Here is a 22,172-nt window from a genome sequence, read left to right as displayed (position 1 = left end):
TCGCAATAGCGATCTGCCATCCACCACAAAGCCAGCCCTTATTCCCATATGCCATAAGCCCCTTACTTTGCGTGATATGGCCTGCGCACGTTTGCCGGTATGATAGGCACCCCCGCAGTCTGGATTGCGAATACGCCATGACCTTGCAGTACCCCACCATCGCCGATTGCGTCGGCAACACCCCGCTGGTTCGTTTGCAGCGCCTGCCCGGCGTCACCAGCAACACCCTGCTGCTCAAGCTCGAGGGTAATAACCCCGCAGGTTCGGTCAAGGACCGTCCGGCGCTGTCGATGATCACCCGTGCCGAGTTGCGCGGGCAGATCCAGGCAGGCGATACGCTGATCGAAGCGACCTCGGGCAATACCGGGATCGCTCTGGCGATGGCTGCGGCGATCAAGGGCTACAAGATGATCCTGATCATGCCCGACAACTCCAGTGCCGAGCGCAAGGCAGCGATGACCGCCTATGGTGCCGAACTGATTCTGGTCAGCAAGGAAGAGGGCATGGAAGGCGCCCGCGATCTCGCCGAGCGGCTGCAGGCCGATGGCCGTGGCAAGGTGCTCGACCAGTTCGCCAATATTGATAACCCCGAGGCGCACTACACCGGCACCGGCCCGGAAATCTGGCGCCAGACCGAGGGCAGCATTACCCATTTCATCAGCTCCATGGGCACCACCGGCACCATCATGGGCGTTTCGCGCTACCTGAAGGAGCAGAATCCAGAGGTGCAGATCGTTGGCCTGCAACCGATGGAAGGCTCGGCCATTCCCGGCATCCGCCGCTGGCCGCACGAATACTTGCCGAAGATCTACCAGGCCGACCGGGTCGACCGGATCGTCGATATGGCCCAAAGCGAAGCCGAGGACGTGACCCGTCGTCTGGCCCGCGAAGAAGGTATCTTCTGTGGCGTGTCCTCGGGCGGTGCCGTGGCAGCGATGCTGCGATTGTCCCGGGAAGTCGAAAACGCGGTGATGGTCGCGATCATCTGTGACCGTGGCGACCGTTACTTGTCGACCGGCATTTTCGACGCGCCCAACTGATGGCCAAGCAAGAGAGAGGCCTGCGCTTCCAACCGAGTGGCGGCAGCCGGGCCCCGCAAGTGCCCACCGGTAAAAAACAACGTTTGACCATTGAACGTCTGGCCAACGACGGCCGTGGCATTGCCTTTATCGAAGGCCGCACCTGGTTCGTCGCCGGTGCTTTGGCCGGTGAAGAAGTCGAAGCGCGGGTCCTGGGTGCCCACGGTAAAGTCGTCGAAGCACGTACCGAGCGGGTATTTCTGGCCAGTGAACTGCGCCGTCCGGCACCGTGCGCCCATGCCGGGCGCTGTGGCGGTTGCAGCGTTCAGCATCTGCCCCACACCGAACAGCTTGCCCTGAAACAGCGCATGCTCGCCGAGCAGTTGTCGCGGGTAGCGGGTGTCGAGCCCGAAGAGTGGGCAACCCCCTTGAGCGGGCCGGAATTCAGCTACCGACGTCGCGCCCGGGTGGCGGTACGTTGGGATGCCAAGGCGAAAAAGCTCGAAGTGGGTTTTCGTGCGGCAGCCAGCCAGGACATTGTCGGCATCAATGATTGCCTGGTGTTGGTACAGCCCTTGCAACCGATCATGAAACATCTGCCGCAGATGCTCCGGCGGTTGAGCAAACCTCAGGCCTTGGGCCATGTGGAGTTGTTCCATGGTTCTTCCAACGCATTTTTGTTGCGGCACATGGCGCCACTGTCCGAAGCTGATTTGACGATACTCAAGGAATTCTGCGCATTCCATGAGGCCCAGTTGTGGCTGCATGGCGAAGGCGAGCCGCAACCGGTCGAGCCGGATCAGCAGCTCGGTTATCGACTGGAACAGTGGGATTTGCAGCTGGCTTATCGGCCGGGAGATTTCATCCAGGTCAACGCCGGGGTCAATGAAGCGATGGTCGCTCAGGCGCTGGAATGGTTGGCGCCGAAGGCCGATGAGCGCGTGCTCGATCTGTTCTGCGGCTTGGGTAACTTTGCGTTGCCGCTGGCAAAAAAAGTTCGCGAAGTGGTTGCTGTTGAAGGCGTAGCGGCCATGGTCGAACGCGCCACCGACAATGCGGTTAGCAACAATGTGCATAACGCGAAGTTTTTTCACGCCGATTTATCCCTGCCTTTGGCTGATGCCAAATGGGCCGGCGAGGGCTTTTCTGCGGTACTCTTGGACCCACCCCGTGACGGTGCTTTCGAAGTGGTGCGCAAGCTCGCTGGCCTGGGCGCCAAACGGTTGGTTTATGTGTCGTGCAACCCGGCAACGCTGGCCCGCGACACGGTTGAATTGGTCAAGCAGGGCTACCGGTTAAAACGTGCCGGGATCCTCGATATGTTTCCTCAGACGGCACATGTCGAGGCCATGGCGTTATTTGAAGCGAGCTAGGAAGGCTCGTCTGGTCCGATTGGCCCGCTAATGCATGACCCTCGCCAGCCCAGCGAGGGAACATTGGCAACGAAGGTCAGCGATTTTGACGCATTGAATGTGCGTCGTAGGGAAGGTAAGCAAGATGGTACAGGTGAGAGCGCACCAGCCGATCAACACCGACGGCAGTATCAATCTCGAGGCATGGCTCGATCATGCGGTCAGTGTCGATACGGCGCTGGACCGTGAAGCCTTGAAGGAAGCCTGCGAGTTCGCTCGCGAGGCTGAACAGCAAGACAATGCGGCGAAGAATCTCTGGGCCGAGGGGACGTCAAGTTTCCGCACCGGCCTGGAAATAGCAGAAATTCTCGCTGACCTCAAACTGGACCAGGATTCGCTGGTGGCTGCGGTGCTTTACCGCGGTGTCCGCGAAGGTCAGATCCAGTTGCCGGTGGTCAGTCAACGTTTCGGCCCGGTGGTGGCCAAACTGATCGACGGCGTGCTGCGCATGGCTGCGATCAGCGCCAGTTTGAGCCCGCGCCAGTCATTGGTGCTCGGCACCCAGGGGCAGGTCGAAAACCTTCGCAAGATGCTGGTGGCCATGGTCGACGACGTTCGCGTCGCGCTGATCAAGCTGGCCGAGCGTACCTGCGCGATTCGTGCGGTGAAAACCGCCGATGACGAAAAGCGTAACCGGGTCGCCCGGGAAGTCTTCGACATCTATGCACCCTTGGCTCACCGTCTCGGTATCGGGCATATCAAATGGGAGCTGGAGGATTTGTCCTTCCGTTACCTGGAGCCCGATCAGTACAAGCAGATCGCCAAGTTGCTGCATGAGCGTCGCCTCGATCGCGAGCGCTTCATCACCGATGTGATGACCCAATTGCAGAACGAATTGCACGCCACCGGCGTCGATGCCGACATCAGCGGCCGGGCCAAACACATCTATTCGATCTGGCGCAAAATGCAGCGCAAGGGTCTGGAATTCAGCCAGATCTACGACGTGCGCGCCCTGCGCGTGCTGGTGCCGGAAATACGCGACTGCTACACCGCGCTGGGTATTGTCCATACCTTGTGGCGGCACATTCCGAAAGAGTTCGACGACTACATCGCCAACCCTAAAGAGAACGGCTATCGCTCGCTGCATACGGCGGTCATCGGTCCTGAAGGCAAGGTGCTGGAAGTCCAGATTCGTACCCATGCGATGCACGAAGAGGCCGAGCTGGGTGTTTGCGCCCACTGGCGCTACAAAGGCACCGACGTCAAATCCGGCTCCAATCACTACGAAGAGAAAATCTCCTGGCTGCGTCAGGTGCTCGAGTGGCACGAGGAGCTGGGGGATATCGGTGGTCTGGCCGAACAGCTGCGGGTCGATATCGAGCCGGACCGGGTGTACATCTTCACCCCGGACGGCCACGCCATCGACTTGCCCAAAGGCGCGACGCCGCTGGACTTCGCCTACCGCGTGCACACCGAAATCGGTCACAACTGCCGCGGCGCCAAGATCAACGGGCGAATCGTCCCGCTCAACTACAGCCTGCAAACCGGTGAGCAGGTCGAGATCATCACCAGCAAGCACGGTACGCCGAGCCGCGACTGGCTGAACCCGAACCTGGGTTACATCACCACCTCGCGGGCCCGGGCGAAGATCGTCCACTGGTTCAAGTTGCAGGCCCGTGATCAAAACGTGGCCGCCGGTAAAACCCTGCTCGAACGTGAGCTGGGGCGTCTGGGCTTGCCACAGGTCGATTTCGACAAGCTGGCCGACAAGGCCAACATGAAAACCGCCGAGGACATGTTTGCCGCGCTGGGCGCCGGTGATTTGCGTCTGGCGCAGTTGGTCAATCTGGCCCAGCAACTGGTCGAGCCGGAGCGTGGCAACGAACAGCTGGAGCTGATCCCGCGCAAGGCCACGGGCTACAAACCCGGCAAGCGCGGCGACATCCAGATCCAGGGCGTCGGCAACCTGATGACCCAGATGGCTGGCTGCTGCCAGCCGCTGCCGGGGGATGCGATCGTCGGTTACATCACCCAGGGCCGGGGCGTCAGCATTCACCGTCAGGACTGTGCTTCGGTGCTGCAGTTGAGCGGTCGTGAGCCGGAGCGGATCATTCAGGTCAGTTGGGGCCCGGTGCCGGTGTTGACCTATCCGGTCGACATCATCATTCGCGCCTACGATCGCTCTGGATTGCTGCGCGACGTCTCGCAGGTGCTGCTCAACGAGCGGATCAACGTACTGGCGGTCAACACCCGTTCGAACAAGGAAGACAACACCGCGTTGATGTCCTTGACCATCGAGATTCCGGGGCTGGATGCGTTGGGGCGGTTGTTGGGGCGTATTTCCCAATTGCCGAACATCATCGAAACCCGCCGCAACCGCACGCCTTGAAATGCAATCCCCTGTGGGAGCGAGCTTGCTCGCGATAGCGTTTTACCTGACACACCGCTATCGCGAGCAAGCCCGCTCCCACAGGTTCTCGCAGAGATTGATTGATGTATTCACTTGAAGACTTGTTGCACCTGATGGCCCGTCTGCGGGATCCGCAGTACGGCTGTCCCTGGGATATCAAGCAGACTTACGAAACTATCGTGCCCCATACCCTGGAAGAGGCCTACGAGGTCGCTGACGCCATCGAGCGCGGCGACTTCGATCACCTTCAGGGCGAGCTGGGCGACTTGCTGTTCCAGGTGGTTTATTACAGCCAGCTGGCGCGGGAAGAAGGGCGTTTCGAATTCGATGGGGTTGTCGACAGCATTACCCGCAAACTGATTCGACGTCATCCCCATGTGTTCCCGACCGGTGATCTGTATGCGCCGCTGGATATCCCGCGGCTCGACGAAGAACAGGTCAAGCGGCGCTGGGAAGAGATCAAGGCCGAGGAGCGGGCCGAGAAGTCCAACGCTCCAGAGCAGTTGTCCTTGCTCGATGATGTGCCCGCTGCGCTGCCTGCGTTGTCGCGAGCGGCGAAATTGCAGAAGCGCGCGGCTCAGGTTGGTTTCGACTGGCCTGACGCCCTGCCGGTGGTCGACAAGGTCCGCGAGGAGCTCGATGAAGTGCTCGAAGCCATGGCTGACAACGACTCGGCAGCCATCGCCGATGAAGTCGGTGATCTGCTGTTTGTCGTGGTGAATCTGGCCCGGCACCTCAAGGTCGATCCGGAAACCGCCTTGCGCGGTGCGAACGTCAAGTTCGAGCGACGCTTCCGATTTATCGAACAGGCATTGCGCGACACCCACCGTCCCATAGAAGATTGCACCCTCGAAGAGTTGGACGCCTTGTGGGGCGAAGCCAAACGTCAGGAAAAGAATTTGCCCAGCTGCGGCTGAGCCGTTGCCTAAGTGAGTAAGTACATGAGCCTTTCCCTTCGCGACCAGTTGCTCAAAGCAGGGCTGGTCAACCAAAAGCAGGCCAAACAGGTCGGCAAAGACAAGCAGAAGCAACAGCGTCTGGTCCACAAAGGCCAGATTGAACAGGACGATACCCAGCAGCGACTGGCCCAGGAAGCCCTGGCCGAGAAGGTCAAGCGCGATCAGGAGCTCAATCGTCAGCAACAGGAAAAGGTCGAGCAGAAAGCCCGTGCCGCGCAGATCAAGCAATTGATCGAAGTGACACGCCTGCCGAAGCTGACCACCGAGGACTACTACAACTTTGTCGACGACAAAAAGGTCAAGCGCCTGTCGGTGAACACCTTGATGCGCAACAAGCTCAGCAACGGTTCGCTGGCGATCGTTCATCATGGCGGCGGTTACGAGGTGATCCCCCGTGAGGCCGCGCTGAAAATTCAGGAGCGCGATCCGCAACGCATTGTGCAGCTGAACGTGGTGACTGAAGCGCCGGATGAAGATGATCCGTACGCGGCCTATCAGATCCCGGATGATCTGATGTGGTAAGGGATTAGAAACAACAAACCCCGCTTCGGCGGGGTTTGTCGTGTTGCAGCTCTCGTGGGGAGGGCAATCCCAGCGTGCAGATACTTTTCTTACAGAGCCTGGTCAGGAACTGTGCTCCAGATCAGCAAACCGAAGATGCTGATATTGATCAACCACAGGAACAAAAATATCGAATGTGTCCTGATCCACGCTCTGCGATATAGCCCAATGGCGACGGCTGTCTGGACAAGCAAAAAGGACGCGCCGCCTGGAGGGATGGCCATGATGTAGGTATAGGGCTCAAAGACGCCTAATTTGAAATAGATATAGAGCTCAGCCACATTAAAGGGGAAAACGAGGACGCAGGCGGTACATAAAATGACCGAGATCTGCCAGTTTCTATTTGAGTCTTTCAACCTTTAACCTCTCGGCCAGTTGACGTCGCCGAACCTCCCCCCGTTCGCCTGCGACTCCATAGAAGAAATGCCCTTGACCGGAGCCTGATAGTTGCGACTCCATCATTTGTTCGCTCAAGCTGGGCAGGCTCGCGATTAATTCTGCTTCGGACATTCCGGCATAGATTCTGTCATCGTTATTGGTCAGATCGATGACCAGTACACGCCTTATTCCTCTGATTCCTTTCAGTTCACTTAGAAAATCTTGCGATATCGGGGATCCGATGAGCACCAGGTTATCAATAATCTCCCCTTATGCGGCATAGAAAAGAGCGGTCTGCGCTGCAATAAGAGATTCCCATGAATACCCAATTAAGTTGAACTGGCCGTTTTGCGGCAACTGTCGACTGATGCCAATCGCCTGAAGGCTCCAATGGCTCCGTCAATGCCGGCGGACAACAGTTTTTCTATCTGGCTTGATATGTAATCCCCTCCATGCCTGCACCCCCAAATAAACGGTTAAACCACCTTTAGATAGATAACGTCCCGTGGTGAGGGGAGGAGGCGGGGTGTACGGTTGTTCCGAGTCTGGCTGAGTCGTTTTGGCGCCGCGTAATGCTATCGCGGCTCAGCCATTTTTGTGCTCAGCAGCGAATTCCGAAACTCCCCAAAGGCTATCAAATCCTTTCCCCTCCAGTGCATTCTGATTTACCCCAGCTGCAAGAAATGGAGATTCAACGTTATGTTTTTCCCAGCTGTTTAGCCGATTGTGCTTGACTAACTTATTCATAATTATATTTGTGATCCCTTACGTTTTTTGTTCTTGGTGTTCAGGTCGCTCTTAGGTATTTCTTCTTTAATTTGAAGCCTGCTGGTACGCCTGGGCAGGCTATGTGTCTCTTTTCAAACAGCTGGCGATAATCTAAGTGCTTCTCTTCATTTGCTCGCTCTTTGCCGTGCTTGAGATAGTTGGATGGGGGAGGGGTATTTTTGCTGTGATCGAGCCCGCTGGTCTGTAGTACGTTGCCGCGTTTTCTGAGGGGAGTGTCTTGTTTTGGATTATTGACGATTAGGTGAGCGTGATGACGAGGTGAGGGCTGATCGATCGCTCCCACGCTCTGCGTGGGAGCGCCGCCCTGGACGCTCTGCGTCCGCCTCGGACGTGACGCAGAGCGTCACCGGCCCCCTGGATCTCTCAGGATCTGCTCGAAAATTTTAACTTCAAAATATAAATTTCCTATCCACCGTAAGAGATTTCCAAGAAGTGTAGGCTTGGTCTTACGTTAAATAATTTTTTGTAGGAGTTTTCGGAAAAATCGCGGAAATTTTTGACTTCCACTTAATGCTGTGTCTATTGTTTCAGTGCGTAAGTTAATAGCAAGCTTAACGAATGAAGGCTTTAGGAGCAGATATGCAAGCTAGTTCTAGTCGTGTAGGTAAGCACTGTTATCTTTTTATTCCAGATGGTTGCATGAGTTGAGTGCAACCGCCGAGGAAAAAACATGAATTAAAGACAGGAAAGATCTGGTTTTCGACCGAGTCAGCGTTTTTTGAACCTCACGCAGAGAGGGCATCAAAAATCGGTGGGTACTTTAGACCTTCCTTAACGGTTTACTATCCTAAGAAACTCATATCATGAATAAAGCAATTACCTGTGTTGATGTTTACGAAGAGGCGGGAAGTCCGCATGGTGACTTGAAATCCCTTGATGATTGTTCCTTATTGCCCATTGTCAATAAGTCCGACCTGCTCGCCGTTCATAGTGAAGTGGCTGCGGATCCTTATGTAAAAATTAACTTCATGTCCAGTGCTTCAGGCTCCATGGGCGTGTCGCTTTCCGTTATCAACGACACGGATCTCCAACGGAATTGGTCGTTAAACGTGTATAAAAACACAATAAACATTCCTAAACTGAATTTAAAGTCTATCTAAAATTATTTGACAGGTTTCTCGGGGAGGGGCGTGCGAGTCTCATCCGCTAGTGATTCAAGGTCATTAGGGAGATGTCTATGAATGTATCGAGGGGTAAAGGTAATAGAGGCTTTGAAAGTTTAGCTTACAAGTACCGTGATAGGTCAAAGCTTATAATCTTCGATTGCGATGGGGTGTTAGTCCAAAGTGAGGAGATAACGCTTTCTGTGCTTGTATCTATGATCAATGCACAGTTGAACGCAGATAGCGATACACAGCAACCGCTAAATGTGAATAACTTCATTGAGCGTTTCAGGGGGCGTAAAATAGGAGATTGCTTGCAGGAAATCCAGCGAGAGCTAGGTATAAAATTTCCTTGCAGTTTCGAGGATGAGTTCAGGGCGGAATCCCTTGTAGCCTTGACTCGCAATTTAAAAGCCACTGATGGGGTTGTTGAAGTACTACAAGGTCTGAAAATCCCAATGTGCGTGGCATCAAGCGCACCTAGAACAAAGATCGAGCATTGCCTGCAATTGACGGAGCTTTACGGTTTCTTTGAAGGAAATATTTTTAGCTGTTATGAATTGGGACGCTGGAAACCAGACCCCTTAGTGTTTATTACTGCCTGTAAATATAATAATGTAAATGCTGTCGATGCGCTTGTAATTGAAGATAGCGTGACAGGTGTACAAGCTGCGATTGCAGCAGACATTAGGGTTTTAGGTTTCGGCCCTGTCGGTCGACATTTAATGCTGGCTGATGCTGGCGCCCTGCCTTTTTCTAATATGCGCGATTTATTGGTCATACTCGGCTAGTCAAATACTAAGGGAGACTGCGCTTTGAACTCTATAGGATATACACAAAGGCTAAAGGGCAATAATGTAAGTTCGGAAATTTGGTGGGACTCTTCTCCATCAGTATACCCGTCTCATAAACAGGTTCTTCTAGAGAAATACCCTTCAGTGGTTGCTTATATCGAACAGCTGATGCCAAACGACTTCTCACACTTGGGATGCGGGCTCAGCAGTGTTACAACCAACCCGCGCCTGGTAACAGCCGTTATATTGGATAATAAAGAGTATTGGTCTTCTCGGTTTAACCTGAGAGGTTTTGCACCACGTAGTCTGCACAGAAGTCTGTACGATGAGGTGATACTCGAAGGGTCTAATACCTTGCTGGATGCCTGGAATAAGTCTGGTCGAGCAAGCGGCTGGATTTCCGCACAAGTCGATCCAGTGGATGTGAGATCGTCCGAATTGATGATGAGTAGGGGGCTGGAGCTTAGTTCTTTAGGCCAAAACGTAATGGTTAAAATCCCCGGTAGTATGGAGGGGCTTACCACAGTAGAACTCCTCGTGGCCTCTGGTTGCTCTATAAATATCACATTTTGCTTCACGGTCTCGCAGTTTAAAGCTGGGATTGACGCGATAGAAAGGGGGAGAAAATTAGCTGCCAAAAATGGCGTCGACATTTCCAGATGCAAATATGTCATAACATTTATGATTGGTCGCTTTGCTTGTCAGTCCGAGCTTAGTAAGCAAGCACAAGAAAGAGGTATCGATCTAAGTTCGCGGGATAGGCGTTGGGCCGAAATATCTATCTACGAGCAAATTCAGAAGCTAATCATAGAATCTGGAACTGTCGCGAAATTGTTAATCTCTAGCATTAAAGTCGATGTGGATGAAAAAGGTAGAAAGCAGTGCTGGCACTTGGAAAAAACCGGTAACTATGAGACCTGCTACACACTTACGCCAGACGTAGTAGACTTTATAATCGAGCGGGAAAGTCATGGGAATCCCGTAGTACCTTGCAACGAACGAATCGAAGTTCCCGATAGCACTTTCGACAAGCTTGTAAAAATTCCATATTTCGTAGATGCCTACTTTAGGGATGCATTAGAGCCCTACCACTTTTCTAATCACGAAGCTTTCATCAACACTTGCAATGAGGCAAGTGAGGCTCATCGTCGGCTTAGGGATTATTGTGTTCGTCTTTGTCCAGTCGAAGGTGGTTTTAAGAATTCCATCAGCTCGGTGATGTCTTCGGAACTTGGAGTTTCGGCATGAACAAGATGGTCGGACTTTGGGCGCATCCTCGTTCTCGTTCAACAGTGTTGGAACGAGTATTTATTGAACGAAATGACTTCGAGGTTTTTCATGAGCCATTTGCTCATATGGCGTTCTCTTCCGCTTCATCGATTCCCTCTGATGACTGGGACAACAGCATTCCGAGCACATATGAAGAAATCAAAGAGATGCTGTTGTCTGCGAAGAGGCAAAGGAACGTATTCCATAAAGATATGTGCTACCACTGTAAAGATGATTTGAAGTCAGATGAGAAGTTTTTATCCGAGCAGACAAATATTTTTCTTATCCGAGAACCAGTTAGAAGCATCTTGTCGCACTATGCAGTCTTCCCAGATATGCCGCTTGAATCGATAGGACATAAAGCGATGTATGAAATTTTCTGCGTGGTAACCAAGCTAACTGGAAAAATTCCATACGTGATTAATGCTGATGTTTTAGCTCGTGAACCAGAAATTGTAGTGAGAAAACTGTGTGATTACATAGGGGTAGATTTCATTCCAGAATCAATGGGTTGGAAGAAAGGATGCCCTGAACAGTGGAAGACGTGGCGCAATTGGCATAAGGCGGCAGAGGAAAGCGTACACATAAGGGCGGATAAACAGCCTGAAATAGATATGGAGGTTTTTAACCAAAACCCCAAGTTGAAAAAACTATACGAGTATCACCGTCCGTTCTATGAGCGTATGAATGCATTCTGCGAGTAAGGGGTAAATTATGAAGAAAGTAATAATTACCGGTGCTGCCAACGGAATAGGCAAAGCGACAGTAGAGAAATGTATAGCCGAAGGGTATTTCGTCATCGCAGCGGACAAAGACAAAAATGGCTTGGTCCGATTGAGCTTGATCTATGGGGGTGACGTGCTGGAGACGCACGTAATAGATTTTTCAAAAAGCGAGGAAATCAAAAACTTTATTTCTGAATTATATAAAGCTCACTCAACAATTTATGCGTTGGTAAATAATGCGGGTATATATCACGGAAAAAGTGTTTATATGTACTCCGACGAGCAAATTGACGAGATTATAAACGTCAATGTCAAAGCATTGGTATATTTGTCGAAGGATTTTGCCGAGCGAGAAATGCAGTACGAGTCGATGCGTTGCATCGTGAATATCTCATCGGTGGCAGGAGAGGTGGGAAGCTGTGACGCACTTTACGGCGCCACTAAGGCCGCGGTTATAGGACTGACAAAAGCAAACTCCTGGAATTTTGCTCCCTTCGTGCGGGTGAATTCAGTGTCTCCGGCGCTGATTCATGATACGGCAATATATAAAACTATCCCTGAGTATCGAAGAGATGAGTACGCGCGTCAGGAAGTGCTAAAAGATCCGATTCTTCCCAGCGGCGTCGCAGAAGTAATTTTGTTTCTGATGTCTGATGCAGCGAAACATATCACTGGAAAAGTTATACCTGTAGATAACGGAGCATACCCACGGTGAAGATTTTTACAACTAAAAAGAAAATCATGATAGTTGGAGCGGGTAATTTATGCTTGCAAATCCTCAAAATTCTAGCGCCAAAAAATGAGTTCGCATTCATTGTGGTGAGTCGTAATGCAGAGTCTACATTAAGGTTATGTAACTTGGTGAGGTTGGCATCGGCGCAGCTTGGTGCCCATATTTCTATTGAATCAGTGGCTGTCGACATTAACGAAATTGATCAAATGGCTCAGGTGCTTAACGATTATAAACCCGACATCGTTCTGAACTGCGCTTCGCTACAGTCTTGGAGGATCATTACTACGTTACCCAAACTCACCTTCGCTGAGCTTGATAAGGCACAGTTCGGGCCTTGGCTGCCGATGCATTTGACGCTTATGCATCGACTAATGCTGGCAATTAAGATGTCAGGCATCCAAGCGAAGACTGTGAATGCGGCTTTCCCTGACGCAGTTAATCCAATTTTAAGTAAAGTCGGTCTCGCTCCCGATCTAGGTATCGGTAATGTAGCTAATCTTATTCCGGCAATACGTCTTTCAATCGCAGGTCTTTCAAACTGTCATCCAGCTGATGTAGATGTAAACCTGTATGCGCAACACTATTTCAGTCACTGCGTGCCACGGGACGGAATTCCTCCTAACGCGAACTACAAGATGCACTACAGCGTTGAAGGAAGTGAGGCGTCAGGAACACTTCCTGACGAATTGATCTTCTCATCAGTCAAATCTGAATATCGTAGGCTCGGAGGTATTGACGGTCAATTCCTCACGGCGTCATCCGCAGTGACGGTGATAGAGGGCATCTTTTCCGATACGCCAGTAAAGGTTCACGCACCCGGGCCATTGGGTTTGCCCGGTGGTTATCCGGTGATTCTGCACAGGGGGAGTGTCCAAGTATTGTTTACTTCAGACTGTGAGAGGGATGCGGCGATTAAGATTAATAATCTTTGCCAAAGGCAGGATGGCATAGATGAGATAGATGATGACGGTCGAGTAACCTTCAATGATGAGTGCATGAGCGTCATGGATAAACTCCTTGGGTATTCAAAAAAGACAATGTCTATTTCCCAGTCTGATGAGTTTGCCCACGAGCTTGGGCAAAAATATTCAGCTCTTAAAAATTCAACCTGGTAGAGGATTCTGATGAATATGAACGCAGCGACAGACATACATCTGGTTGACAGTTATTCATCTCAATACTCATCCGAGTTTGTAAGCAGATGGGATGAATTAATAGACTGGGAAAAGAGAACAAAAGGAGAGAACGGTTTTTTTGAAAGCTTGTTGACGCGCACCGCTTCAGCGAAAGTTATCGATGTTTCCACTGGAAGCGGTTTTCATGCCGTGCAGCTTAAAAAAGCAGGAATTGAAGTTGTAGCCACTGACGGTAGTCTGACGATGCTGACTAAAGCGCGGTCAAATTTTGATCGCTATGAAGTCGAAGTCGAATCGCATCATATGGATTGGATGGATATCGATACAGCGGAACTCGGGAAATTTGATGCGGTTCTTTGTCTAGGCAGCTCGCTATGTCATGTATTCGATGAGAGTGACAGACTAAAGGTTCTAGAAAAATTTAGGTCGTTACTTAATCCTGGCGGGTTATTAATCGTCGATCAGCGTAATTTTCTTGCCATCAGAGCAGGAAGGTATAAATCAAGTGGTAACTACTACTACTGTGGTACCACCGCTTCAGTGAATTTAGGAAAAGTAACAGATAAGCTCTGTGAGTTTGTCTACTCATTTGAGGACTCCGCTACATACACCTTAAAAGTTTATCCGCTGCTGCCAGGTCAACTAAAGAATGAGATTCAGCTTTCTGGTTTTTCATTCCATGAAATGTACGGTGACTTCAAACATGACTTCGACATGATGAATTCAGACTTTATAATCCACACAGCTATTGCGGTGTGAAGGGGGCGGGATGAATTCTATAACTCAAATAAAAAACAAGTCGATGGATAGCATTGTGCTTGCGATAGTGCTCACTGGTTTTGTCGCCAGCACATATGGCTTTGGTGTTTACCTGTTCGCAAATCTTGTTGTAGATATGAGGAAGGATATTGGATTTGATTATACGACAGTAGGGCTAATCACGGGAGGCGCTCAAGTTGGTTTTTTGCTTTTTTCATCCGTCACAAGTTATATAAGCAAATACTTGGACGGCTGGAAGATTAGTTTGTTTTCAACCGGAGTAACTTCGATTGCTCTTTTAGGCTTAAGTGTCAGTGATAGTATTTGGTTGTCAGGTGGCCTGTTAATTCTCTTGGGCGGTTGTTCGGCATCAGTCTATATTCCTCTCGCTGAGATCGTCACCAAAAGTTTTAGTTCAGGTAACCGGTCACGAGTGATGGGATTGATATCCAGTGGCACAAGCTATGGCGTGTTCGTCAATGGTTTATTGGTCTCTTTTTTAACTCTGCATGGCGGCTGGCGGTCTATTTGGCTAACCGCAGGCATCATTTCGATTGGGCTGTGCGTCGTAGCTTACATCTTGCTTCGTAACACTGGTTCTGAGCCTGATGTACAGTTAAAAAGATACGAAACGTCACAAGACGAATCCAAGCGTGCCTGGAAAAGTAAATCACTGTATCTAACCTGGGCGATCGCTTTCCTAAATGGATTGACGTTGTTACCCTTTCAGACTTACCTGGCACCTTATCTCCGTGATGAGCTTAAAGTTTCTGTCGAAACTACTGGATTTATATGGGCGACTATTGGCGCGGTTGGAATGGCGTCAGGCTTTCTTGTAGGATGGATCGCCGATAAGATAGGTATCCGATCTGCATTGTTATTATGTTTTTTAAGTGCAGGGTTCGCGAGCCTTTTAGTCTACCTGTTTGGTAATATTCCTGCTTTTTATCTAGCAGCATTTTTATTCGCATTAGCGTTCTATCCGATTTTTGGACTGGTTCCCACCTATATTGGACAGATTGTAGATGTGACTCGCTTGACCCAGGCTTTCGGGATAGCCAATGTCCTCATTGGGCTAGGTGGAGTGTGTGGGAACTTTTTGGGCGGGCTGTCCAGGGATGTCACTGGTTCCTTCTCGTCGGTGTATATTGTTGTCTCACTTCTGCTTTTTTTACAGTTTGCGATGGTGTTTATGTTATCGAAGAACATTGCTTCTAATAAGTGAGGGTGTGATGTATGAGCTATTTTCCAAGTATTGCTAGCGAAAATATTCACGCGTTTCCGTTTAACTATTTGCGTGCTAATCATCCCCAGATGAAACAGAAGCCTTTTGTAGTTTGGCTAACGGGTATTTCGGCGTCGGGAAAGTCTACTATTGCAGATGCTCTTGAGGTGAAACTAAGGGGGCTCGGACGATTTACAAATATTTTAGATGGAGATTCTGTGAGGGGAGGATTGTGCAAAGACCTCGGTTTTTCTGCTGCAGACAGAGATGAAAATATTCGCCGTGTCGCAGAAGTTGCTAGGCTGATGATCGACTGCGGGTTGGTTGTGATCGTTGCGTTAATATCTCCTTCTGTCGTGTGCCGGCATCATGCTCGTTCTATCATTGGCAACGAGAATTTTATTGAGGTATTTGTTGACGCCCCCTTAGAGGCTGCAGAAAGCAGAGATCCTAAGGGGCTTTATAAAAAAGCAAGATTAGGGCTTATTAAGAATTTCACTGCGATTGACTCGGCCTATGACATTCCGGTGTATCCAGAAATTCATCTAAAAACCGATCAGTTATCGGTTCAACAGTCAGTTCAGGAGATACTTCAATGGATTGAGTTGTCGTGCGATGCTAGCGGCTAACACCGAAAAGGCGTGATATCAAGCCAAGTCGACGGCATTTTACCGGGCTGCCGATCTCGATTTTGGACGACGTGTTCCCATGCGCTAGGGGCTGTTGACGTTTCACATCGGTAGCCATAGGACCTCACAGGCCATGGCCACCATGCTTTCGTAGTCTCTTTTCAACTTATCGTACCGGGACGCCACCCCCGGATGCATTCCCTCGCGGGAACGTGGGAGCGATCATGCTGCGATCTTAAAAAATGCAGGCGAAAAAAAGCCCCGCAATCGCGAGGCTTTTTTGATTCGGTCCGGATCAGCTGCCTTTGACAGTCTTGCCGTTGACGTTGCCGTCCAGGAGCATGATGTTGTACTCCTTGCCGTCGGTCTCGACCTGTTGCAGGCGTACCAGCAGGTAATCCCAGTCTTTGGCGAACCACATGACCGTGATGCGTTTGCTTTGCGTCGGGTCGCGCACGCGCTCGACCTTGATCGCATCGATCTGGCCAGCCTTGGTGTCGACTTTCTCCGAACCGAGTACACGGAAGTCATAGGTATCGACTTCGCCGCCATCGACCACCTGGTAGCTCATGCTTTTCTTGCCAGCGGCTACGTCGTGCTGCAGGGCAAGCTGGTAGGTGGATTTGTCGACCATGCCGCGATTCAATGGCAATTTGACGGGGTCGCCGCGATCGGTGCCGGTGACCATCTTGGTCGACCAGTCGAAATCCAGATCGGCTTTTTTGGCTTTGCCCAGGCCGCCACGTTCGAAGTGGTAGGACTGCGGCAACAGGGTGTCCTTGTCGAGCTTCAGGGTACTTTCTTCGGTGATACTGGCAATCATCATGGACGCCTTGAAACTCAGCTTCCATGTGCCATTGGCGGTTTTTTCAAGGCTGCGTTCAGCGGTGCCGCTCATTGGAAGTTGCTTCCAGTCGGCGGTATAGCTGGCGGAGAAAGGTTGAAGGTCTGCTGCCTGCACAACCGGCAGGGCGAGCAGAGCACAAGCGAAGAGCAGGGCGCGACGCATAAAATCTCCTAGATTCGAATCAAGTGGCCGCTGGCCGCAAGTAACTGACCATCCAATAATGCACCATGTTCACCCAGTGTTAACCGACCTTCGGCAAACCAGCGCACGGCCATCGGATAAATCCGGTGTTCCTGGACGTGGACTCGTTGCGCCAGACTTTGTGGCGAGTCGTCTAACTCTACCGGGATCACTGCCTGTACGACCAGTGGTCCGCCATCGAGTTCCTCGGTGACGAAGTGCACGCTGCAGCCGTGCTCAGTGTCGCCGGCCTCCAGCGCTCGCTGATGAGTGTGTAACCCTTTGTATTTGGGTAGCAGCGAAGGGTGGATATTCAGCAGGCGGCCCTGGTAATGACGGACGAAATCAGCGCTGAGGATGCGCATAAATCCGGCCAGGACGACAAGCTTGGGTTCGAAGGCGTCGATCAGTTCGATCAAGGCGGCATCGAAGGCCTCGCGGCCTTCGAAAGCCTTGTGATCCAGAGTGCGGGTTTCGATACCCGCATCGAAGGCGCGTTGCAGACCGTAGGCATCGGCGCGGTTGGAGATCACCGCGCGGATGCGGGCCGGGTTGTCCCCGGCCTGACTGTTGTCGATCAGGGCCTGCAAGTTACTGCCGGAGCCGGACAGCAGCACCACGACATCACAGGTTGCTGGCATCGGCTCTTGCATCAGTGAACCTTGAGGTTTTTCAGCTCGACCTGCGCTGCGCCTTCGGCGGCAGTCGCGATCTGGCCGATGACCCAAGGTTGCTCGCCTGCTTCACGCAGAACGTTCAGGGCAGTTTCAACATGCTCCTGAGCCACACAGATCACCATGCCTACGCCGCAGTTCAGTACGCGGTGCATTTCCACTTCTTCAACGTTGCCTTTTTCCTGCAACCAGTCGAAGACCGCCGGGCGCTGCCAGCTGGCGACGTCAACCACCGCCTGAGCGCCTTTAGGCAGAACGCGCGGGATGTTGTCGAGCAGGCCGCCACCGGTGATGTGGGCCATGGCTTTGACGGCGCCAGTGTCTTTGATCAGCTTGAGCAGCGGCTTCACGTAGATACGGGTCGGGGCCATCAGCAGGTCGGTCAGCGGTTTGCCGTCGAGCTGGATGTTCTCGATGTCGGCACCGGACACTTCGATGATCTTGCGGATCAGCGAGTAGCCGTTGGAGTGCGGACCGGAAGATGGCAGGGCGAGCAGGGCATCGCCAGCGGCGACTTTCGAGCCGTCGATGATTTCGGATTTTTCCACGACGCCGACACAGAAACCGGCCAGGTCGTAATCTTCGCCTTCGTACATGCCAGGCATTTCAGCGGTTTCGCCGCCGACCAGCGAGCAACCGGACAATTCGCAGCCAGCGCCGATACCGGTCACTACCTGGGTAGCGGTTTCGACATTCAGCTTGCCAGTGGCGTAGTAATCGAGGAAGAACAGCGGCTCTGCGCCGCACACCACCAGATCGTTGACGCACATGGCGACCAGGTCGATGCCGATGCTGTCGTGTTTATTCAGATTCAGTGCCAGGCGCAGCTTGGTGCCGACGCCGTCGGTGCCGGAGACCAGAACCGGTTGTTTGTAGCCGGCCGGGATTTCGCAGAGGGCGCCAAAACCGCCCAGGCCGCCCATGACTTCCGGGCGCGCAGTGCGCTTGGCGACGCTCTTGATGCGTTCGACCAATGCTTCACCGGCGTCGATGTCTACACCGGCGTCCTTGTAGCTCAGGGAGGGTTGCTTGCTCATGATCCAGGCCTTTAGGGGGGATTCAGGGGTATCGACCGAGTCCAGTGAGACCGCTGAAAAACCAATGCGCGATTGTTGCGCGGGTATTTCAGGGTGCCCAGCTGTTGCCGGTCTGCGAAGGCGCGCGATTTTATCAGGCTTGAGGGGCAGCGGCCATCCTCAGGCCGACGGGCAGGGACATATCGCGTTAAAAAAACCATTATTGCGTGTATTGGTCGCCTCGCCCATGGCTGTATAAGGTATAGCCTTTAACTGACTATCGTTATGACAGTACGAAAACTAACCAGGGTCGTGTGAATGTTTTGCCTGGGCGTGTGGTCACAGCCTTGCTCAATTGTGTTCATGCGGTCTGTTCCAGCCGCTTTTGCCGTCGGGAATCTTCCATGCGCCTGTGTAAATTTCTTTTTGTGGGCTGTTTGTCATTTGTCAGCCTGGCGAGTCATGCCGAAACCCTCAGTGGCCTCTATCAAGTGCGCGAGCCGGTCGATGGTCAGTCTGCGCAAGAGCGTGAACAGGCCACACAGCGAGCCCTGGACACTCTGGTGCTGCGCTTGACCGGTGATGCCAAGGCCCCGCAGAACCCGGGGCTGGCGGCTATTCGCAAGGATCCGCAGCAGATCATCAGTCAATACGGCTATGACGCCGGCCCGCCCGAAAGCCTGAAAGTCGATTTCGATCCGGCCAGCACCGACCGTGCATTGCGCCAGGCAGGGTTGGCGTTATGGGGGAGCAATCGCCCGTCGATTCTTGGCTGGTGGCTGAACGATTCGGCTGAAGGCGCAAGCCTGGTGGGCGACGGTCAGGCCAGCGCAGTGCCGCTGCGTCGTGCGGCCCAGCACCGCGGTTTGCCATTACGTCTGCCATTGGGCGATCTGGATGAACAGATTGTCGCCACCGCGCCGACGCTTGAAGGCACTGACCCCGCGCCGTTGCGTGCGGCTTCGCAGCGTTACGCCGCTGACGCATTGCTGGCCGTGCACGCCCGTGAAGAAGGCGGGCAGTGGCAGGCCAACTGGCGTCTGTGGCTGGGTGATCAGCGCGAACAGGGCAGCGTACAGGGCGCCGATACCGCGGCTCTCGCCGATGCGGTCTTGCTGGCCGTCAGTCAGAAGTTGGCGCCACGTTTCGTCGCCAAACCCGGTTCTTCCACCGCGCAACTTCTGGAGGTGCAGGGCATGACCCTGGAGCGTTACGCGGAACTGGGCCGTTTGCTCGAGCCGTTTGGCGGGCAACTGCAGCGCGTCGAGGGCGACCGGGTCATTTATCGGGTCAATGGCAGCGCCGAGCAATTGCGAGCGCAATTGGGGTTGGCAAGGCTGCAAGAGGTTCCCGTGGGTGAGGCAGTGGCGCCGGTAGCGCCTGCTCAACCGGTGGTCGGAGGTGCGGCGCCAGTTGTTGCTCCGGCACCCGCCGTGCAATTGCGTTTCCGTTGGTAAGTTGTTCTTTCCTTATATAGAAGCTGGAGCGGTTCATGGCTGATACGCGTCGTTGGGTGTGGTTGGGCGGGGTGATCCTGCTGTTCGCGTTTGTGTACCTGCTGCATCCGATCCTCACCCCGTTCCTGGTGGCGCTGCTGCTGGCCTATCTGTTCGACCCGCTGGTGGATCGCCTGGAAAAGCTCGGTCTCTCGCGAACCTGGGGCGTGATAGCGGTGTTCGCGCTGTTTAGCGTGATCGTCATGACGCTGTTGCTGGTTCTGGTACCGATGTTGGCCAAGCAATTATTCCGTTTGTATGAACTGGCACCGCAAATGCTCGATTGGCTGCAGCACACGGCGATGCCTTGGGCGCAGTCGAAGCTGGGTCTTGCAGATGGCTTCTGGAAGTTCGACAAGGTCAAGGCTGCCATCAGTGAACACATGGGCCAGACCACTGACATCGTTGGCATGGTGCTGAGTCATGCAACGGCGTCCAGTCTCGCGTTGATTGGCTGGCTGGCCAATCTGGTGTTGATTCCGGTGGTCAGTTTCTACCTGCTGCGGGACTGGGACCTGATGATGGCGAAGGTCCGCAGTCTGCTGCCGCGCGATCGTGAAGAGCGTGTGATGTCATTGACCGGCGAGTGCCACGAAGTGCTCGGGGCCTTTGTTCGTGGTCAGTTGCTGGTGATGCTGGCATTGGGCGTGATCTATGCGGCGGGCTTGATGGCGGTCGGACTGGAGCTGGGACTGTTGATCGGTCTGATTGCCGGCCTGGCGGCCATCGTGCCGTATATGGGCTTCGTCATCGGGATCGGCGCGGCCCTTGTGGCCGGCCTGTTCCAGTTTGGTGGCGATCTGTACCCCATGATTGGCATCGTTGCGGTATTCATGGTCGGTCAGGCGCTGGAAGGCATGGTCTTGACCCCGTTGCTGGTGGGGGACCGGATCGGTCTGCATCCGGTGGCGGTGATCTTCGCGATTCTGGCGGGCGGCGAGCTTTTTGGTTTTACCGGGATCCTGCTGGCATTGCCGGTGGCGGCGGTGATCATGGTGCTGGTGCGCCATGTGCACGATTTGTATAAGGACTCGGGCATGTACAGCGGCGTGGAAGATCCTGATTAATAAGGTCTTCTGATTAGTCGTCGAGGGCCCCCCGGCTCAGTGCCGGGTTTGCCCTGGCGCTCTTGCGACTGTCACAAACGCTGGCAAACAAACCCCGCTGATTCCTGCAAGTTAACGCAAACCTTTGATTTTGCTTATGGTCTGTTGCATTGTGCGCCCGGCGTCACGGGTATAAACTTTGCAAACTTTACACAGAGGCCACTAACGGTTCGTTAGAACTGTTCAGTCAGCATGAAACCGATTCAGCTGCCCCTAGGTGTGCGTCTGCGTGATGACGCCACCTTTATCAATTACTACCCAGGCGCCAATGCCGCTGCACTCGGCTATGTCGAGCGGCTTTGCGAAGCCGACGCCGGCTGGACCGAAAGCCTGATTTACCTCTGGGGCAAGGACGGCGTGGGGCGTACGCACTTGCTGCAAGCCGCTTGCTTGCGGTTTGAGCAAATGGGCGAACCAGCGGTGTACCTGCCGCTGGCGGAGCTGCTGGATCGCGGTATCGAAATTCTCGACAACCTTGAGCAATATGAGCTGGTCTGCCTGGATGATCTGCAGGCGGTAGCGGGGCGGGCAGACTGGGAAGAAGCGCTGTTCCATCTGTTCAATCGTTTGCGTGACAGTGGTCGGCGTCTGCTGATCGCCGCTTCAACCTCGCCACGGGAGCTGCCGGTTAAGCTGGCGGACTTGAAATCACGCCTGACCCTGGCGTTGATTTTCCAGATGCGTGCGCTGTCCGATGAGGACAAGCTGCGTGCTTTGCAATTGCGTGCTTCGCGCCGTGGTCTGCACCTGACCGACGAAGTCGGGCACTTTATCCTCACTCGCGGCACCCGCAGCATGAGTGCGTTGTTCGAGTTGCTCGAACGCCTCGATCAGGCTTCGTTGCAGGCCCAGCGCAAGCTGACCATTCCTTTCCTGAAAGAAACCCTGGGCTGGTAAAACCAAGGCCAGCAATGCTTTTTCGGTACTTTTCAGACACCAGAAAACCCGCTCCGAGGATGTTTTCAGGGAGCGCGAAGCGTTTATATCGGGCTTAAGGCCTTAGATGTAAACG

Annotated in this window: 20 protein-coding genes and 1 pseudogene; 17 read left to right on the top strand and 4 right to left on the bottom strand. The window is 53.1% G+C overall.

The features are described from left to right. Nucleotides 1-137 precede the first annotated feature (137 nt). The 14 genes from cysM (at nt 138) to cysC (ending at nt 15,841) form a co-directional block, all read left to right on the top strand. Nucleotides 138-1,040, top strand: coding sequence for a cysteine synthase CysM (cysM, locus tag AC3I0A_RS20735; RefSeq protein WP_489374282.1), 903 nt, complete (start codon nt 138-140; stop codon nt 1,038-1,040). Next, on the top strand, nt 1,040-2,392 hold the full coding sequence (rlmD, locus tag AC3I0A_RS20730) for a 23S rRNA (uracil(1939)-C(5))-methyltransferase RlmD (protein WP_489374280.1): 1,353 nt from the start codon (nt 1,040-1,042) through the stop codon (nt 2,390-2,392). The genes cysM and rlmD overlap by 1 nt, the downstream gene beginning before the upstream one ends. A 124-nt stretch (nt 2,393-2,516) precedes the next feature. Then, nucleotides 2,517-4,760: a GTP diphosphokinase gene (relA, locus tag AC3I0A_RS20725; protein ID WP_489374279.1), complete on the top strand. Its 2,244-nt coding sequence runs from the start codon at nt 2,517-2,519 to the stop codon at nt 4,758-4,760. A gap of 104 nt (nt 4,761-4,864) precedes the next feature. Next, nucleotides 4,865-5,698: a nucleoside triphosphate pyrophosphohydrolase gene (gene mazG, locus AC3I0A_RS20720; RefSeq protein WP_489374277.1), complete on the top strand. Its 834-nt coding sequence runs from the start codon at nt 4,865-4,867 to the stop codon at nt 5,696-5,698. Nucleotides 5,699-5,722: 24 nt separating this feature from the next. Continuing rightward, nucleotides 5,723-6,262 (top strand): DUF2058 domain-containing protein, encoded by a 540-nt coding sequence (locus AC3I0A_RS20715; protein WP_489374276.1) that lies wholly within the window; start codon nt 5,723-5,725, stop codon nt 6,260-6,262. Nucleotides 6,263-8,271: 2,009 nt separating this feature from the next. Next, nucleotides 8,272-8,568, top strand: a complete 297-nt coding sequence (locus AC3I0A_RS20710) for a hypothetical protein (RefSeq protein ID WP_489374274.1) — start codon at nt 8,272-8,274, stop codon at nt 8,566-8,568. 71 nt (nt 8,569-8,639) lie between these two features. After that, nucleotides 8,640-9,362, top strand: coding sequence for an HAD family hydrolase (locus AC3I0A_RS20705; RefSeq protein WP_489374272.1), 723 nt, complete (start codon nt 8,640-8,642; stop codon nt 9,360-9,362). Nucleotides 9,363-9,509: 147 nt separating this feature from the next. After that, a complete protein-coding gene (locus AC3I0A_RS20700) occupies nt 9,510-10,613 on the top strand; it encodes a transaldolase family protein (RefSeq protein WP_489374271.1) in 1,104 nt (367 codons plus the stop codon). Continuing rightward, complete coding sequence (locus tag AC3I0A_RS20695; RefSeq protein WP_489374269.1) at nt 10,610-11,338, top strand: sulfotransferase-like domain-containing protein; 729 nt, start codon at nt 10,610-10,612, stop codon at nt 11,336-11,338. The genes AC3I0A_RS20700 and AC3I0A_RS20695 overlap by 4 nt, the downstream gene beginning before the upstream one ends. A 10-nt stretch (nt 11,339-11,348) precedes the next feature. Beyond that, nucleotides 11,349-12,074 (top strand): SDR family NAD(P)-dependent oxidoreductase, encoded by a 726-nt coding sequence (locus AC3I0A_RS20690; protein ID WP_489374267.1) that lies wholly within the window; start codon nt 11,349-11,351, stop codon nt 12,072-12,074. Beyond that, the gene (locus tag AC3I0A_RS20685; protein ID WP_489374266.1) at nt 12,071-13,207 is read left to right on the top strand and encodes a hypothetical protein; all 1,137 of its coding nucleotides are present in this window, start codon (nt 12,071-12,073) and stop codon (nt 13,205-13,207) included. Before AC3I0A_RS20690 ends, AC3I0A_RS20685 begins: the two co-directional genes overlap by 4 nt. A 9-nt stretch (nt 13,208-13,216) precedes the next feature. After that, nucleotides 13,217-13,987: a class I SAM-dependent methyltransferase gene (locus AC3I0A_RS20680; protein WP_489374265.1), complete on the top strand. Its 771-nt coding sequence runs from the start codon at nt 13,217-13,219 to the stop codon at nt 13,985-13,987. 10 nt (nt 13,988-13,997) lie between these two features. Further along, nucleotides 13,998-15,212 (top strand): MFS transporter, encoded by a 1,215-nt coding sequence (locus AC3I0A_RS20675; RefSeq protein WP_489374264.1) that lies wholly within the window; start codon nt 13,998-14,000, stop codon nt 15,210-15,212. A gap of 11 nt (nt 15,213-15,223) precedes the next feature. Continuing rightward, the gene (cysC, locus tag AC3I0A_RS20670) at nt 15,224-15,841 is read left to right on the top strand and encodes an adenylyl-sulfate kinase (protein WP_489374262.1); all 618 of its coding nucleotides are present in this window, start codon (nt 15,224-15,226) and stop codon (nt 15,839-15,841) included. Between the two features lie 102 nt (nt 15,842-15,943). Here cysC and AC3I0A_RS20665 read toward each other — a convergent pair. From AC3I0A_RS20665 to purM, 4 genes and pseudogenes are all read right to left on the bottom strand, one after another. Further along, nucleotides 15,944-16,027, bottom strand: a pseudogene (locus AC3I0A_RS20665) (IS5/IS1182 family transposase); the annotation flags it as partial. 109 nt (nt 16,028-16,136) lie between these two features. After that, on the bottom strand, nt 16,137-16,850 hold the full coding sequence (locus tag AC3I0A_RS20660) for a DUF3108 domain-containing protein (RefSeq protein WP_489374260.1): 714 nt from the start codon (nt 16,848-16,850) through the stop codon (nt 16,137-16,139). A gap of 8 nt (nt 16,851-16,858) precedes the next feature. Continuing rightward, the gene (purN, locus tag AC3I0A_RS20655) at nt 16,859-17,509 is read right to left on the bottom strand and encodes a phosphoribosylglycinamide formyltransferase (protein WP_489378561.1); all 651 of its coding nucleotides are present in this window, start codon (nt 17,507-17,509) and stop codon (nt 16,859-16,861) included. Between the two features lie 11 nt (nt 17,510-17,520). After that, nucleotides 17,521-18,579, bottom strand: coding sequence for a phosphoribosylformylglycinamidine cyclo-ligase (purM, locus tag AC3I0A_RS20650; protein ID WP_489374259.1), 1,059 nt, complete (start codon nt 18,577-18,579; stop codon nt 17,521-17,523). Between the two features lie 383 nt (nt 18,580-18,962). Here purM and AC3I0A_RS20645 point away from each other — a divergent pair, with 383 nt between their 5' ends. The 3 genes from AC3I0A_RS20645 (at nt 18,963) to hda (ending at nt 22,057) form a co-directional block, all read left to right on the top strand. Continuing rightward, nucleotides 18,963-20,015, top strand: coding sequence for a DUF2066 domain-containing protein (locus AC3I0A_RS20645; protein ID WP_489374257.1), 1,053 nt, complete (start codon nt 18,963-18,965; stop codon nt 20,013-20,015). Between the two features lie 35 nt (nt 20,016-20,050). Further along, nucleotides 20,051-21,121, top strand: coding sequence for an AI-2E family transporter (locus AC3I0A_RS20640; RefSeq protein WP_489374255.1), 1,071 nt, complete (start codon nt 20,051-20,053; stop codon nt 21,119-21,121). 231 nt (nt 21,122-21,352) lie between these two features. Further along, on the top strand, nt 21,353-22,057 hold the full coding sequence (hda, locus tag AC3I0A_RS20635) for a DnaA regulatory inactivator Hda (protein ID WP_489374254.1): 705 nt from the start codon (nt 21,353-21,355) through the stop codon (nt 22,055-22,057). Nucleotides 22,058-22,172 lie beyond the last annotated feature (115 nt).

It is taken from the genome of Pseudomonas sp. KH_024_B2 (genome assembly GCF_057839965.1).
Note: the sequence above shows the minus strand (reverse complement) of the source record. Positions and strands in the feature narration are given on the sequence as shown.